16 protein-coding genes are annotated in these 13,312 nt (G+C 68.0%); 13 read left to right on the top strand and 3 right to left on the bottom strand.

From position 1 onward, the window contains the following. The first annotated feature begins 100 nt into the window (after positions 1-100). From ubiE to PGB34_RS09950, 13 genes are all read left to right on the top strand, one after another. Positions 101-832, top strand: a complete 732-nt coding sequence (gene ubiE, locus PGB34_RS10010) for a bifunctional demethylmenaquinone methyltransferase/2-methoxy-6-polyprenyl-1,4-benzoquinol methylase UbiE (protein WP_271427934.1) — start codon at positions 101-103, stop codon at positions 830-832. Between the two features lie 69 nt (positions 833-901). After that, positions 902-1,924, top strand: coding sequence for a Tim44 domain-containing protein (locus PGB34_RS10005; protein WP_271427933.1), 1,023 nt, complete (start codon positions 902-904; stop codon positions 1,922-1,924). 84 nt (positions 1,925-2,008) lie between these two features. Further along, complete coding sequence (locus tag PGB34_RS10000; RefSeq protein ID WP_271427932.1) at positions 2,009-2,566, top strand: ubiquinone biosynthesis accessory factor UbiJ; 558 nt, start codon at positions 2,009-2,011, stop codon at positions 2,564-2,566. Beyond that, entirely contained in the window at positions 2,563-4,128 is a 1,566-nt protein-coding gene (gene ubiB / locus PGB34_RS09995) for a ubiquinone biosynthesis regulatory protein kinase UbiB (RefSeq protein WP_271427931.1), read from the top strand. Before PGB34_RS10000 ends, ubiB begins: the two co-directional genes overlap by 4 nt. A gap of 37 nt (positions 4,129-4,165) precedes the next feature. Beyond that, a complete protein-coding gene (locus PGB34_RS09990; RefSeq protein ID WP_271427930.1) occupies positions 4,166-5,614 on the top strand; it encodes a sodium:solute symporter family protein in 1,449 nt (482 codons plus the stop codon). Between the two features lie 153 nt (positions 5,615-5,767). Next, on the top strand, positions 5,768-6,103 hold the full coding sequence (locus tag PGB34_RS09985; protein WP_271427929.1) for an FmdB family zinc ribbon protein: 336 nt from the start codon (positions 5,768-5,770) through the stop codon (positions 6,101-6,103). Positions 6,104-6,118: 15 nt separating this feature from the next. Next, positions 6,119-6,775, top strand: a complete 657-nt coding sequence (locus PGB34_RS09980) for a DUF502 domain-containing protein (RefSeq protein ID WP_271427928.1) — start codon at positions 6,119-6,121, stop codon at positions 6,773-6,775. Positions 6,776-6,815: 40 nt separating this feature from the next. Then, a complete protein-coding gene (aspS, locus tag PGB34_RS09975; protein ID WP_271427927.1) occupies positions 6,816-8,618 on the top strand; it encodes an aspartate--tRNA ligase in 1,803 nt (600 codons plus the stop codon). Between the two features lie 116 nt (positions 8,619-8,734). Continuing rightward, the gene (gene nudB, locus PGB34_RS09970; RefSeq protein WP_271427926.1) at positions 8,735-9,184 is read left to right on the top strand and encodes a dihydroneopterin triphosphate diphosphatase; all 450 of its coding nucleotides are present in this window, start codon (positions 8,735-8,737) and stop codon (positions 9,182-9,184) included. Further along, the gene (locus PGB34_RS09965; protein WP_271427925.1) at positions 9,181-9,987 is read left to right on the top strand and encodes an endonuclease/exonuclease/phosphatase family protein; all 807 of its coding nucleotides are present in this window, start codon (positions 9,181-9,183) and stop codon (positions 9,985-9,987) included. Before nudB ends, PGB34_RS09965 begins: the two co-directional genes overlap by 4 nt. A 73-nt stretch (positions 9,988-10,060) precedes the next feature. Beyond that, positions 10,061-10,801 (top strand): GTP cyclohydrolase I, encoded by a 741-nt coding sequence (folE, locus tag PGB34_RS09960; RefSeq protein WP_271427924.1) that lies wholly within the window; start codon positions 10,061-10,063, stop codon positions 10,799-10,801. A 31-nt stretch (positions 10,802-10,832) separates the two neighbouring features. Next, complete coding sequence (locus PGB34_RS09955; protein ID WP_271427923.1) at positions 10,833-11,255, top strand: BLUF domain-containing protein; 423 nt, start codon at positions 10,833-10,835, stop codon at positions 11,253-11,255. A gap of 11 nt (positions 11,256-11,266) precedes the next feature. Next, the gene (locus tag PGB34_RS09950; RefSeq protein ID WP_271427922.1) at positions 11,267-12,127 is read left to right on the top strand and encodes a DUF429 domain-containing protein; all 861 of its coding nucleotides are present in this window, start codon (positions 11,267-11,269) and stop codon (positions 12,125-12,127) included. Positions 12,128-12,254: 127 nt separating this feature from the next. Here the strand turns inward: PGB34_RS09950 and PGB34_RS09945 are convergent, their stop codons facing one another. The 3 genes from PGB34_RS09945 to PGB34_RS09935 all read right to left on the bottom strand — a co-directional run bounded on the left by PGB34_RS09945 (position 12,255) and on the right by PGB34_RS09935 (position 13,246). Beyond that, complete coding sequence (locus PGB34_RS09945) at positions 12,255-12,533, bottom strand: hypothetical protein (RefSeq protein WP_271427921.1); 279 nt, start codon at positions 12,531-12,533, stop codon at positions 12,255-12,257. Between the two features lie 47 nt (positions 12,534-12,580). Further along, positions 12,581-12,955 (bottom strand): hypothetical protein, encoded by a 375-nt coding sequence (locus PGB34_RS09940; RefSeq protein ID WP_271427920.1) that lies wholly within the window; start codon positions 12,953-12,955, stop codon positions 12,581-12,583. A 123-nt stretch (positions 12,956-13,078) separates the two neighbouring features. Further along, positions 13,079-13,246 (bottom strand): DUF1328 family protein, encoded by a 168-nt coding sequence (locus PGB34_RS09935; RefSeq protein ID WP_271427919.1) that lies wholly within the window; start codon positions 13,244-13,246, stop codon positions 13,079-13,081. Between the last annotated feature and the right edge of the window lie 66 nt (positions 13,247-13,312).

Raw genomic sequence — 13,312 nt, 5'->3', positions numbered from 1 at the left:
CCGGCTCGTTCAACCCCCTTCCGGCGCTTTACAAAAGCCTTGACACAAGGCGGATATGCGCTTGCGAAGCGGGGTTCAGCCCTAACATTCCTCCTACATCATGAGCAGCACCCATTTCGGATTCGAGACCGTCGACGAGCAGGACAAGGCGCGCCGCGTGCGCGGCGTGTTCGATTCGGTCGCGTCGCGCTACGACCTCATGAACGACCTCATGTCGGGCGGGCTGCATCGCGCCTGGAAGGCCTACACCGTGATGGTGGCCAATGTGCGCGAAGGCTCGAAGGTGCTCGACATCGCGGGCGGCACGGGCGATCTGGCCCTGGCCTTCTCGAAGAAGGTCGGCGCCACCGGCCAGGTGGTGCACACCGACATCAACCACGCCATGCTCAGCACGGGCCGCGACCGGCTGCTCGATGCCGGCGTGGTGCTGCCCACCCTGGTGTGCGACGCCGAGAAGCTGCCTTTCCCGGACGGCCATTTCGACGTCGTCACCGTCGCCTTCGGCCTGCGCAACATGACGCACAAGGACGCGGCGATCAAGGAAATGAACCGCGTGCTCAAACCGCGCGGCAAGCTCCTGGTGCTGGAGTTCTCGCAAGTGGCCAAGCCGCTGCGCAAGGCCTACGACTGGTACTCCTTCAAGGTCCTGCCGCGCCTGGGCCAGGCCGTGGCGGGCGATGCCGACAGCTATCGCTACCTGGCCGAATCGATCCGGATGCACCCCGACCAGGAGGGCCTCAAGTCCCTCATGAAAGAGGGCGGTTTCGGCCACGTGGACTATCACAACATGACCGGGGGCGTGGTCGCCCTTCATGTTGGAATCAAGTGCTGAGGCATTCGCCCACGGGCGTGCCGCACTGACCGGATCACTGCAGATTCATACGCCAGAGGAGACATGACGATGAAAAGGAATTTCTGGGCCGTGGTGCTCGTGTGCGCCGCCGTCGGCCTCACGGCACTGGACGCCGACGCGCGCCGCATGGGAGGTGGCAAGTCCATTGGCCGCCAGTCCAGCAACGTGACGCAGCGCGAGGCCACCCCGCCGACCGCGCCCACCAACGCAGGTGCCACGCAGAACGCGACCGGCAGCAGCGCGGCGCGCCCCGGCACGCCGGCCGCAGCCGCCGCGCCCAAGCGCCCCTGGGCCGGCATCCTGGGCGGCATCGCAGCCGGCCTGGGCCTGGCCTGGCTGGCCAATGCGCTGGGCCTGGGCGCCGGCTTCGCCAACATGCTGCTGATCCTGCTGGTGGCCCTGGCGGGCTTCGCGGCCTGGCGCTACTTCAGCGCCCGCTCGCGCCAGACGCAGGCCGGCAATGGCGGCCTGGCCTTCCAGGGTGCAGGCGCGGGCCGCATGCCCAAGCAGTACAGCCCCAACAACGTGGGCAATGACGCCTCGGCGCGCCCCTTCGAGCGCTCGCCGCAGCTCACGCAGTTCGATGGCTCGGCTGCAGCAGGTGGCGGCACGGGTGGCGCGCACTCGGCGCTGGGTGGCGCCGGCGTGTCCATCGGCTCGGCCCTGAGCGGCGCGCAGGGCTGGGGTGTGCCCGCAGGCTTCGACACCGAGGGCTTCCTCAAGGCCGCGAAGCGCAACTTCGTGACCCTGCAGGACGCCTGGGACCGCTCCGACATCAGCGCGCTGCGCACCATGATGACCGACGGCATGGTCAGCGAACTGCAGGCCCAGCTGGCCGAGCGCGAAGCGGCTTCGGGCGGCCAGCCGAACAAGACCGAAGTGGTCATGCTCGATGCCCAACTGCTGGGCATCGAGGAACTGCCCGATGCCTACCTGGCCAGCGTGGAGTTCTCGGGCATGATCCGCGAGGACGACTCGGCCGGCCCCAGCCCGTTCCGCGAAGTGTGGAACATGAGCAAGCCGCTCAACGGTGGCGGCTGGCTGGTGGCGGGCGTGCAGGCCCTGCAATAAGGCGCTGCGCGGCGCGGCCCGCCGGGCCGCGACTTTTTGGGGTTCCTGTCCGGGGACGGCAACACCAAGCCGGATAATGGGGACATGGCAGCACCATCGTCCCCATTCGCATTTCTGGAAGACCTCCTGGGCCGCGTCGGCCAGCATCTGCAGCCCCCTGCGTGGGCCGTGCACGAGGTGCAGCACCGGGTGGTGCTGTTCCTCAACCATGTGCTGCAGCAGGAGCCCGAAGCGCAGGAGCGCCTGGTGCGCCAGAAGGGCCGCGTGGTGCTGTTCCAGTGGCGCGGCTTCAACATGCGGCTGCAGGCCACGCCGGCTGGCCTGCTGGACCTGGCGGCCGAAGGCGCCACGCCCGATCTGACCCTGACGGTCACCGAAAGCTCCCCCTTCGCGCTGGCAGGCGCCACGCTGCGGGGCGACAAGCCCGCGGTGCAGATCGAAGGCGACGTGCAACTGGCCGCCGAGGTCAACTGGCTGGTCGACCATGTGCGCTGGGATGTGGAGGACGATCTGGCGCGCGTGATCGGCGATGCGCCGGCCCATGCCATCGGCAATGCCGCGCGCAAGGTCGGCGGCGCCCTGCGCCAGTTCATCGACAAGGCGGCGCGCAGCCCCTCCAAGCCTGCGAGCCAGACCGAATGACGCGCGTCGCGCGCGGCGCCTTCATCGTCTGGGTCGCGCTGCGCTACGGCCTGGACGAGCTGGTTCTCAACAGCTTCGAGCGCCCCTGGCTGCAGGCCGCGGCGCGCATCATCTCGATGGGCCGACGGCTGGACGCGCCGCGCGGCCAGCGCCTGCGCGAGGCGCTCGAGCGCCTGGGCCCGATCTTCGTGAAGTTCGGCCAGGTGCTGTCCACGCGCCGTGACCTGTTGCCGCCCGACATTGCCGACGAGCTGGCCCTGCTGCAGGACCAGGTGCCGCCCTTCGATTCGGCGGTGGCCGTCGCCACCATCGAGCGCGCCTTCCGCCGCCCGGTGGCGCAGATCTTCGAGCAGTTCGACACCAAGCCGGTGGCCAGCGCCTCGATTGCCCAGGTGCACTTCGCCACCTTGCGCAGCCCCAAGGGCGAGGTGCGCGAAGTGGCCGTGAAGGTGCTGCGCCCGGGCATGCGTGCGGTGATCGAGAAGGACCTGGGCCTGATGCGCCTGATGGCCGGCTGGGTCGAACGCCTGTCGGCCGACGGCAAGCGCCTGAAGCCGCGCGAGGTGGTGGCCGAGTTCGACAAGTACCTGCACGACGAGCTGGACCTGGTGCGCGAGGCCGCCAATGCGGCCCAGCTGCGCCGCAACATGGAAAGCCTTCAGCTGGTCATGATCCCGGAGATGTTCTGGGACCTGTGCCACGAGGAGGTGATCGTGATGGAGCGCATGAAGGGCGTTCCCATCGCGCAGCTGGACCGGTTGCGGGCCGCGGGCGTGGACATCCCGAAGCTGGCGCGCGACGGCGTGACCATCTTCTTCACGCAGGTCTTTCGCGACGGCTTCTTCCACGGCGACATGCACCCGGGCAACATCCAGGTCAGCGTGGCGCCCGAGACCTTCGGGCGATACATCTCGCTGGACTTCGGCATCGTGGGCACGCTGACCGAGTCGGACAAGGAATACCTGGCGCAGAACTTCGCGGCCTTCTTCCGCCGCGACTACAAGCGCGTGGCCGAGCTGCACCTGGAAAGCGGCTGGGTGCCGCCCAACACCCGCGTGGACGAGCTCGAGGGCGCGATCCGCACCGTGTGCGAACCCTACTTCGACCGACCGCTCAAGGAGCTGTCGCTGGGCATGGTGCTGATGCGCCTGTTCCAGACCTCGCGCCGCTTCCATGTGGAAATCCAGCCGCAACTGGTGCTGCTGCAAAAGACGCTGCTGAACATCGAGGGCCTGGGCCGCCAGATCGACCCGGACCTGGACCTGTGGCACACGGCCAAGCCCTTCCTCGAAAAGTGGATGGCCGACCAGGTGGGCCCGCGCAAGCTCTTCGAGCAGCTGCGCGCCGAGTCCCCGCGCTACGCCAAGCTGCTGCCGGCGCTGCCGCGCCTGCTGCATGACGCGCTGGCCCAGCGCCCGCAGGACCATCGCCAGGAGCTGCTGGAGCTGCTGGCCGCCCAGAAGCGCACCAACCGCCTGCTGCAGGCCATTATCTGGGCTGGCATGGGTTTTGTATTGGGATTGCTGGTCATGCAGGCGCTGGTCCGCGTCCGCCTGTTCTGAGACAAGAAAAACCACCGTCCATCGAGGAGAAACCACCGTGCTGTTGACCCTGGTCATCGTCTATCTGCTGATCACCATCGTCATCGGGCTGATCGCCGCGCGTCGCGTGAAGAACACCACCGACTTCGCGATCGCCGGGCGCCATCTGCCCATGTACATGATCATCACCACCACCTTCGCGACCTGGTTCGGGTCGGAGATCGTGCTGGGGGTGCCGGCCAAGTTCATCGAGGGCGGCCTGCACAACGTGGTCGAGGACCCGTTCGGTGCCGGCATGTGCCTGATCCTGGTGGGCCTGTTCTTCGCGGGCAAGCTCTACCGCATGACGCTGCTCACCATCAGCGACTACTACCGCGAGCGCTATGGCCGCGGCATCGAGGTGGCCTGCTCGCTGATCATCATGCTGAGCTACCTGGGCTGGGTGTCGGCGCAGGTCACGGCGCTGGGCCTGGTGTTCAACCTGCTCTCGGGCGGCGCCATCTCCATTCCCTGGGGCATGACCATCGGCGTGGTGTCCATCCTGGCCTACACGCTGTTCGGCGGCATGTGGTCGGTGGCCGTCACCGACTTCCTGCAGATGATCATCCTCGTGGTGGGGCTGCTGATCCTGGCGGTGTTCGCAGGCAACATGGCTGGCGGGGCGGGGCAGGTGATCGACCTGGCCACCAGCCGCGACCTGTTCCGCTTCTGGCCCGAGCCCACCTGGCATCAGATCGTCTTCTTCTTCGCCGCCGCCATCACGATGATGCTGGGCTCCATCCCGCAGCAGGACGTGTTCCAGCGCGTGATGTCGGCCAACAGCATCAAGGCCGCCACGCGCGGCACCATCATCGGCGGCAGCGCCTACATCCTGTTCGCCTTCGTGCCCATGTTCCTGGTGGTCAGCGCGCTGCTGATCATGCCCGAGCGTGCCACGGAGCTGCTGGGCGACGATCCGCAGAAGGTGCTGCCCACACTGGTGATGGAGAAGATGCCCTTCGTGATGCAGGTGCTGTTCTTCGGCGCGCTGCTGTCGGCCATCAAGTCCTGCGCCTCGGCCACGCTGCTGGCGCCCAGCGTCACCTTCACCGAGAACATCTGGCGCCAGTTCCGCCCCCACGGCAGCGACCGCGAGAACCTGCTGGCCATGCGCATCAGCGTGCTGGTCTTCGCGGCCTGCGTGCTGGCCTATTCCATCCAGATGGAAGGCACGCCGATCTATGAACTGGTGTCGGGTGCCTACCAGGTGCCGCTGGTGGGCGCCTTCGTGCCGCTGGTCTTCGGCCTGTACTGGAACCGGGCCAGCACGCAGGGCGCGATCTGTGCGGTGGTGCTGGGCATCGGCGTCTGGATTTCGGGCCATGCCATGAGCTGGGGCGAGGTCTTCCCGGCCCAGCTCGCCGGCGTGCTGGCGGCCATGGCCGGCATGGTGCTGGGTTCGCTGCTGCCGCAGGCGGTGCGCAACACGCGCACGCCCCACCGGCCGGCGCCCGTGGGCACGGCCTGAGCCTTGCCAGGGCCGCCTCCAGAGGCGGTCGGCTGCCTATAATCGAGGGCTTTGCGAGCGGCTTGCGCCTTCTCGCCAGCCCTCTTTTTTCATGTCTGTCGGGCGCGAAGCGGTGCCTTCGCGACGCGCCCGCACCAACCACACCCGAGTCCGATGCCCATCTACGCCTACAAGTGCAGCGCCTGTGGCCATGCCAAGGATGTGCTGCAGAAAATGTCCGACGCCCCGCTGACCGTGTGCCCGGCCTGCGGTGCCGAACAGTTCAGCAAGCAGCTCACGGCCGCCGGTTTCCAGCTCAAGGGCTCGGGCTGGTACGTGACCGACTTCCGCGACGGCGGCGCCAACAAGGCCGGCGCGGGCGGTGGCGACAAGAAGCCGGCTGACGCCGCGGCCAGCCCTGCTGCTGCTGCGCCAGCGCCGGCCGCCAGCGCGCCAGCGCCCGCCCCGGCGCCCGCTGCGCCGGCCGCCGCACCCTCCACCTCCGCCTGAGGACTCTCGCGCACCATGAACGCCTTGCGTCGCTGGCTGCTGTCGGGCCTGCTGGTCATCGTGCCGCTGGCCGTCACGGCGGGCGTGCTCAACTGGGTCATCGGCCTGCTGGACCAGACGCTGTGGCTGCTGCCGCAGCACTGGCAGGACTGGCTCATGGCCGAGGGCCAGTTCGCGGGCTCGGGCCGCATCCGCGGCATGGGCGTGCTGCTCACGCTGGCCATCCTGCTCACGGTGGGCGCCATCGCCAGCAATTTCGTGGGCAAGCGCCTGCTGGGCTGGGGCGATGCCCTGGTGCGCCGCATCCCGGTGGTGCGCTCCATCTACACCAGCGTCAAGCAGGTCTCGGACACGGTGTTCTCCGAAAGCGGCAACGCCTTTCGCACCGCGGTGCTGGTGCAGTGGCCGCAGCCGGGCATGTGGACCATCGCCTTCGTCACCGGTTCGCCCGCGGGCGAGGTAGCCCAGCACCTGGGCGAAGACGCCTTCGTGGGCGTGTACGTGCCCACCACGCCCAACCCGACGGGCGGCTATTTCGTGATGCTCCGCCGCAGCGAGTGCATCGAGCTTCAGATGAGTGTGGACGCCGCACTCAAGTACATCGTCTCGATGGGCGTGGTGGTGCCGGGCGGCCCTGCCAGCCTGCCCGCGCGCGACGCGATCTCCCCCTAAATCAGCAGCAGGGCGCCCTCGGGCGCCACAGGAATCTCACATGGCCATGCGCTCTCACTATTGCGGTCTCGTGACCGAAGCCCAACTGGGCCAAACCGTCAGCCTGTGCGGCTGGGTCAATCGCCGCCGTGACCATGGCAAGCTGATCTTCGTCGACCTGCGCGACCGCGAGGGCATCGTCCAGGTCGTGTGCGACCCCGACCTGCTGAACGATCAGTTCAAGCGCGCAGAAGACCTGCGCAACGAGTTCTGCATCCAGGTCAAGGGCGTGGTGAAGGCCCGCACGGCCGAGACCGTCAACGAGAAGATCGGCAGCGGGAAGATCGAAGTTTTCGCCCAGGAGCTGATCGTCCTGAACCCGTCGGTCACGCCGCCCTTCCTGCTGGACGACGACAACCTCAGCGAAACCACGCGCCTGACGCACCGCGTGCTGGACCTGCGCCGCCCGTACATGCAGAAGAACCTGATGCTGCGCTACAAGGTGGCGATGCAGGTGCGCAACTTCCTCGACGCCCAGGGCTTCGTGGATATCGAGACGCCCATGCTGGGCAAGAGCACGCCCGAAGGCGCGCGCGACTACCTGGTGCCCAGCCGCGTGCATGACGGCCAGTTCTTCGCGCTGCCGCAATCGCCCCAGCTGTACAAGCAGATGCTGATGGTGGCCGGCTACGACCGCTACTACCAGATCACCAAGTGCTTCCGCGACGAAGACCTGCGCGCCGACCGCCAGCCGGAGTTCACGCAGATCGACTGCGAAACCTCCTTCCTGGGCGAAGAGGAGATCCGCGCGCTGTTCCAGCGCATGGTGACCGAAGTCTTCAAGACCCAGTTGAACGTGGACCTGGGCGAGTTCCCGATCATGAGCTACCAGGAAGCGGCTTTCCGCTTTGGCTCGGACAAGCCCGACCTGCGCGTGAAGCTCGAATTCACCGAGCTGACCGAAGTCATGAAGACGGTGGACTTCAAGGTCTTCTCGGGCCCGGCCAACGCCGAGGGCGGCCGCGTGGTGGCGCTGCGCGTGCCCGGCGGCGCCGAGATGAGCCGCGGCGAGATCGACGGCTACACCGAGTTCGTGAAGATCTACGGCGCCAAGGGCCTGGCCTGGATCAAGGTCAACGAAGTGACCAAGGGCCGCGATGGCCTGCAGTCGCCCATCGTCAAGAACCTGCATGACGAAGCCATCGCCGAGATCCTCAAGCGCACCGGCGCGCAGGACGGCGACCTGCTGTTCTTCGGCGCCGACAAGCTCAAGATCGTGAACGACGCCATCGGCGCGCTGCGCCTGAAGGTGGGCCACAGCGACTTCGGCAAGAAGAGCGGGCTGTTCGAGAACCGCTGGGCACCGCTGTGGGTGGTGGACTTCCCGATGTTCGAGTTCGACGAGGACGAGCAGCGCTGGAATGCCGTGCACCACCCGTTCACGGCGCCCAAGGACGGCCATGAGGACCTGATGGACACCGACCCCGGTGCCTGCCTGGCCAAGGCCTACGACATGGTGCTCAACGGCTGGGAGCTGGGTGGCGGCTCGGTGCGTATCCACCGCGCCGACGTGCAGCAGAAGGCCTTCGATGCGCTCAAGATCACCCCCGAGGCCGCGCAGGCCAAGTTCGGCTACCTGCTGGACGCGCTGCAGTACGGCGCGCCCCCGCATGGCGGCCTGGCCTTCGGCCTGGACCGGTTGATCACGCTGATGACCGGCGCCGATTCGATCCGCGACGTGATCGCCTTCCCCAAGACCCAGCGCGCCCAGGACCTGCTCACGCAGGCGCCTTCGCCGGTGGACGAAAAGCAGCTGCGCGAGCTGCATATCCGCCTGCGCAACGCGCAGCCCGCTGCGCAATAAGGCCATGCACGCCGGGCCGGTGACTTTCGCCGCCCGGTGCCTGCAGCCCGGCACGCCACGCGCGCGCCTACCCGGGGCGCAGGGCAGGGCCTGAAGCCTTGCCGCCGCCGCAAGCCATGCCGCACAAGATTCCGGAATCAGTGCTGGTGGTCATCCACACGCCGGCGCTCGAGGTGCTGCTGATCCGCCGCGCGGACACCGAGGCCGAGTTCTGGCAGTCCGTGACCGGCAGCAAGGACAGCCCCGACGAGCCCTTCGCCGAAACGGCAAGGCGCGAGGTCGAGGAAGAAACGGGCTGGCGCTGCGGTGTGGAGGGCAGGCTCACCGACTGGGGCCTGGAGAACGTCTACGAGATCTACCCGCGCTGGCGCGCCCGCTACGCGCCCGGCGTGACCCACAACACCGAACACCTGTTCAGCCTGTGCCTGCCCGCGGCGCTCACGCCCCGGCTGGCGCCGCGCGAGCACACGCACTGGCGCTGGCTGCCCTGGCGCGAAGCCGCCGCCGCCTGCTTTAGCCCGTCCAACGCCGAAGCCATTCTGTTGCTGCCACAATTTGCGCGATGAGCCTGCGCGACGCTTCCACGTCCTCGGTGATCCTGCCCCGCAGCGAGCCCTCGGAGTCCGGCCTTGCGCCGCTGGACACCCTGCGCGTGGCCACCTACAACATCCACAAGGGTGTGCAGGGCCTTGGGCCCGCGCGGCGGCTGGAGATCCACAACCTGGGCCTTGCCGTCGAGCAGCTGGACGCCGACCTCATCTGCCTGCAGGAAGTGCGCAAGATGAACCGCCAGGGCGAGCGCCGCTTCGCGCGCTGGCCCGAGCAGGCGCAGGCCGATTTCCTCTGCCCCGAAGGCTATACGGCGGTCTACGAAACCAACGCCTTCACACGCCATGGCGAGCATGGCAATGCGCTGCTCTCGCGCTGGCCGGTGGTGCGGCACCGCCATGAAGACATGTCCGACCACCGCTTCGAGCAGCGCGGCCTGCTGCACGTGGAGCTCACCATCGCCGGCCAGCCCGTGCATGCCATCGTGGTGCACCTGGGCCTGATCAAGGGCAGCCGCGTGCGCCAGGTGGCGCAGCTGGGTGCCTTCATCGAGCGCGAGGTGCCCAAGGACGAGCCCGTGGTGGTGGCCGGCGACTTCAACGACTGGGGCGCCCGCATGCGTGCGGCCATGAATGCCATGGGCCTGAAGGACATGGTTGGCGGCCGCAACTTCACCTATCCCTCGCGCCTGCCGCTGACGCAGCTGGACTTCGTCTATGCCCGGCATCTGCACCCGGTCTCGCTGCATGTGCCGCGCGGGCGCATCTGGGGCCGCATGTCGGACCACCTGCCGCTGGTGGCCGAGTTCGCGCTCGACTGAGTGCCTTCGGCCTGCTTCGCCCAGCCCTGCGCGCGACCCGCGCTTCCTGAACACCACTGTTACGATTCCCGCCATGCTCAAGAATGCCGATGACCGACCGCTGCCCGTCGCTTCCGTGAAGGAAGACGACGAGGGCGTGCCCGTGTCGCAGAAGATCCGCGAGCGGCTCAAGGCCGCGCGCCAGCGCTTCAACGCCAACGACAACATCGCCGACTTCATGAACCCGGGCGAGCTCGAAGCGCTGCTCGACGAGGTGGAAGTCAAGATGCGCGGCGTGCTCGACAGCCTGGTGATCGACCTCGAGAACGACCACAACACGGGCAACACGGCGCGCCGCGTCGCCAAGATGTACGTCAACGAGGTCTTCAGGGGCCGCTACGTGCAGGCCCCCAGCCTCACTGAGTTCCCCAACGCCGAACGGCTGAACGAGCTGATGATCGTGGGTCCGATCACCGTGCGCAGCGCCTGCTCGCACCACTTCTGCCCCATCATGGGCAAGCTGTGGATCGGCGTGATGCCCAACGAACACACCAACGTGATCGGCCTGTCCAAGTACGCGCGGCTGGCCGAGTGGGTGATGGGCCGTCCGCAGATCCAGGAAGAGGCCGTGGTGCAGCTGGCCGACCTGATCCAGGAAAAGACCCAGCCCGACGGCCTGGCCCTGGTCATGGAGGCCGAACACTTCTGCATGCAGTGGCGCGGCGTGAAGGAAACCGACAGCAAGATGATCAATTCGGTCATGCGCGGCGTGTTCCTCAAAGACCCGAACCTGCGCCGCGAATTCCTGTCCCTGCTGCCGCGCCGCAACGGCTGAGCGGCTGCGCATCACGCCCGGAGACCGCCCCATGCTTGTCCGCCTGCTCTACGCCAGCCGCGCCACCGACGCCAGCGCGAAGACCATCGAAGCGATCCTCGCGCAATCCCGCAACCACAACACCGCCAACGGCGTCACGGGCATCCTGTGCTACGGCGGCGGTGTGTTCCTGCAGGCCATCGAAGGCGGCCGGCGCGCCGTCAATGAGCTCTACGGCCACATCCTGCGCGACGAGCGCCACCAGGACGTGGTGCTGCTGCACTACGAGGAGATCCTGGAGCGCCGCTTCGGCAGCTGGACCATGGGCCAGGTCAACCTGGGCAAGCTCAACGCCTCGACGCTGCTCAAGTACTCCGAAAAGCCGGTGCTCGACCCGCATGCCGTCTCCGGCAAGGTCTCGCTGGCGCTGCTGGAAGAGCTGATGGCCACTGCGGCCATCGCCGGCCGCACCTGAGCGGCGCCGCCGTGAGCGGGCAGGGCGCGGCAACGGCGCCTGTGCTGCTGCTGCTGGGCTGTGATTTCAGCTCGGCCCCCACGCGGCGCAAGCCCGTGACGCTGGCCGTGGGCGAGCGCGTGGGCGACGCCGTGCGGCTGCATCAGCTGCTGAGCTTCGCCACGCTCGATGCCTGGCAGCAGTGGCTGGCTGCACAGCCGGCCTGGCTGGGCGGCTTCGACTTTCCTTTCGGACTGCCGCGCGCGCTGTGGCAGGCCTGGCAATGGCCGGCCGACTGGGAGGCGGGCATGCGGCGTTATGCGGCCCTGGAGCGCCGCGTGCTGCGCGAGCGTTTCAAGGCTTTTTGCGACGCCCGGCCTGTAGGGGCCAAGTTCGCGCACCGCGCCACCGACGGGCCGGCCGGCGCCAGCCCGTCGATGAAGTGGGTGAACCCGCCTGTGGCCTGGATGATGCACGCGGGCGTTCCGCGCCTGCTCGATGTCGGCGCGAGCTTCCCGGGCCTGGGCGGGCTGCGCGGGTCGGCACGCGTGGCGCTGGAGGCCTATCCGGGCCTGCTGGCGCGCGAGCTGATCGGCCGGCGCAGCTACAAGGCCGACGACCCTGCACGCCAGAACGAGGCCCGCCAGCTTGCGCGCGAGGACCTCCTCGCACGCCTGCAGGCAACGGGCAGTCTGCGCCTGAAACTGCATCTGGAGCTGCAGCCCGCGCAGCACGCCCTGCTGCTGGCGGACGCCAGCGGCGATTCGCTCGATGCCGTGCTGTGCCTGATGCAGGCGGCCTGGGCACAGGCCCAGCCACGCCCCGCGGGTGCGTCAGGCTATGGGCTGCCGGCGCACATGGATGTGCTCGAAGGGTGGATCGTCAGCGCCTGATACGGTTTCGCCTTCAAACGCATAGCTTCGTTGGGGTGCCTCGCCGTGCGTCAGCACTGTCGTCGGCACCCCGCCTCGCTCTGCGCTTGAATGCAAAACCGTATGAAAGGCGGACGGCCCCGGTCGCTCAGCGCCGCTTGCGCGATGAAAGCAGCAAGCCCGCTGCCACGCCGTGTCCGATGGCCGTGCGCCACCACCAGCCGCGCGGGCCCAGCCGCCAGGCGCGGCCGAGCACGAGCAGCGAACCCACTGCTGCCGCGCCCGCCACCAGGCGCCAGGGGTGGCGCGCCGCGTAGTCGCGCAGCGCGGGCTCGCCGGCGATGACGACCGCCTGCAAGGGATGCCGCTGCCACCAGCGCATGGCGACAAAACGCGCCATGCCGTGCCAGGCGGTGGCACGGGGCATGGCGCGCGGGCTTGCAGATCGAAGGGGGGTCTGCAAGGGGCGACGGATCAGTAGTCGTCGCGGCGGCGGGTGGCCAGCACCAGCAGCGCGGTGATGGCCGCGCCAGCGGCTGCGGCGATCAGCACCGAGCGCACGGGCTGGTCGGAGATGTAGCGGGTGGTCACCTGGGCCGCGTCGGTGAAACGCTCCTGCGCACGCACGCCGCTCTTGGATGCGGCCTCCAGGCCGCGCTGCACGGCCTGCTGGACACGCGAGGCGATCTGCTCGACCGCCGGTTCCACGTCATGCCGCAGGTTGCGCACCTTCTGGCCCGCGGCGTCCACGGCGTTCTGGGCGTAGGCTCGGGTGCTCTCCACGGCGTCCTGTGCGGTGCTACGCACTTCGTCGGCCAGTTGCGAAGGAGATTTGGCGGTCGAGTTCATGGATACCTTCCTTTATTGCTCAAGACTCAGAGATTTGCAGGGCCCTACTCTAGCGCAGGGCTCAAGGTGAATGGGTGGCAAAGCTGCACGCGCATGCGTGTTGATCGGCGCACCCGCCGTGGTTCAGGAGTTGCGGCGCATGAGGCTGCCGATGAAGCTGGCGATGGTCAGGATCGCGAAGATCACGAACAGCAGCTTGGCGATGCTGGCCGCACCGGCCGCCAGACCGCCGAAGCCCAGCAGCGCAGCCACCAGGGCAATGACCAGAAACACGACGGTGTAGTACAGCATGTGAATTTCTCCTGGGGCGCCGCTCAGGCCGGCTTCCCTTGTTGTGGATCCCCTGGGGGACGGTGA

The sequence above is a fragment of the Xenophilus arseniciresistens genome (genome assembly GCF_028023875.1).
Lineage (GTDB): Bacteria > Pseudomonadota > Gammaproteobacteria > Burkholderiales > Burkholderiaceae_C > Xenophilus > Xenophilus arseniciresistens.
This window is presented reverse-complemented; position numbering and strand designations above follow the sequence as displayed.

Excerpts from the sequence above, each read along its gene's own strand:
- ubiE (WP_271427934.1), top strand. The coding sequence starts at position 101 with ATGAGCAGCACCCATTTCGGATTCGAGACCGTCGACGAGCAGGACAAG.
- nudB (WP_271427926.1), top strand. The coding sequence starts at position 8,735 with ATGCCGCACAAGATTCCGGAATCAGTGCTGGTGGTCATCCACACGCCG.
- folE (WP_271427924.1), top strand. The coding sequence starts at position 10,061 with ATGCTCAAGAATGCCGATGACCGACCGCTGCCCGTCGCTTCCGTGAAG.
- PGB34_RS09940 (WP_271427920.1), bottom strand. The coding sequence starts at position 12,955 with ATGAACTCGACCGCCAAATCTCCTTCGCAACTGGCCGACGAAGTGCGT.
- aspS (WP_271427927.1), top strand. The coding sequence starts at position 6,816 with ATGGCCATGCGCTCTCACTATTGCGGTCTCGTGACCGAAGCCCAACTG.
- PGB34_RS09955 (WP_271427923.1), top strand. The coding sequence starts at position 10,833 with ATGCTTGTCCGCCTGCTCTACGCCAGCCGCGCCACCGACGCCAGCGCG.
- PGB34_RS09965 (WP_271427925.1), top strand. The coding sequence starts at position 9,181 with ATGAGCCTGCGCGACGCTTCCACGTCCTCGGTGATCCTGCCCCGCAGC.
- PGB34_RS10005 (WP_271427933.1), top strand. The coding sequence starts at position 902 with ATGAAAAGGAATTTCTGGGCCGTGGTGCTCGTGTGCGCCGCCGTCGGC.
- ubiB (WP_271427931.1), top strand. The coding sequence starts at position 2,563 with ATGACGCGCGTCGCGCGCGGCGCCTTCATCGTCTGGGTCGCGCTGCGC.
- PGB34_RS10000 (WP_271427932.1), top strand. The coding sequence starts at position 2,009 with ATGGCAGCACCATCGTCCCCATTCGCATTTCTGGAAGACCTCCTGGGC.
- PGB34_RS09985 (WP_271427929.1), top strand. The coding sequence starts at position 5,768 with ATGCCCATCTACGCCTACAAGTGCAGCGCCTGTGGCCATGCCAAGGAT.
- PGB34_RS09980 (WP_271427928.1), top strand. The coding sequence starts at position 6,119 with ATGAACGCCTTGCGTCGCTGGCTGCTGTCGGGCCTGCTGGTCATCGTG.
- PGB34_RS09935 (WP_271427919.1), bottom strand. The coding sequence starts at position 13,246 with ATGCTGTACTACACCGTCGTGTTTCTGGTCATTGCCCTGGTGGCTGCG.
- PGB34_RS09945 (WP_271427921.1), bottom strand. The coding sequence starts at position 12,533 with ATGCCCCGTGCCACCGCCTGGCACGGCATGGCGCGTTTTGTCGCCATG.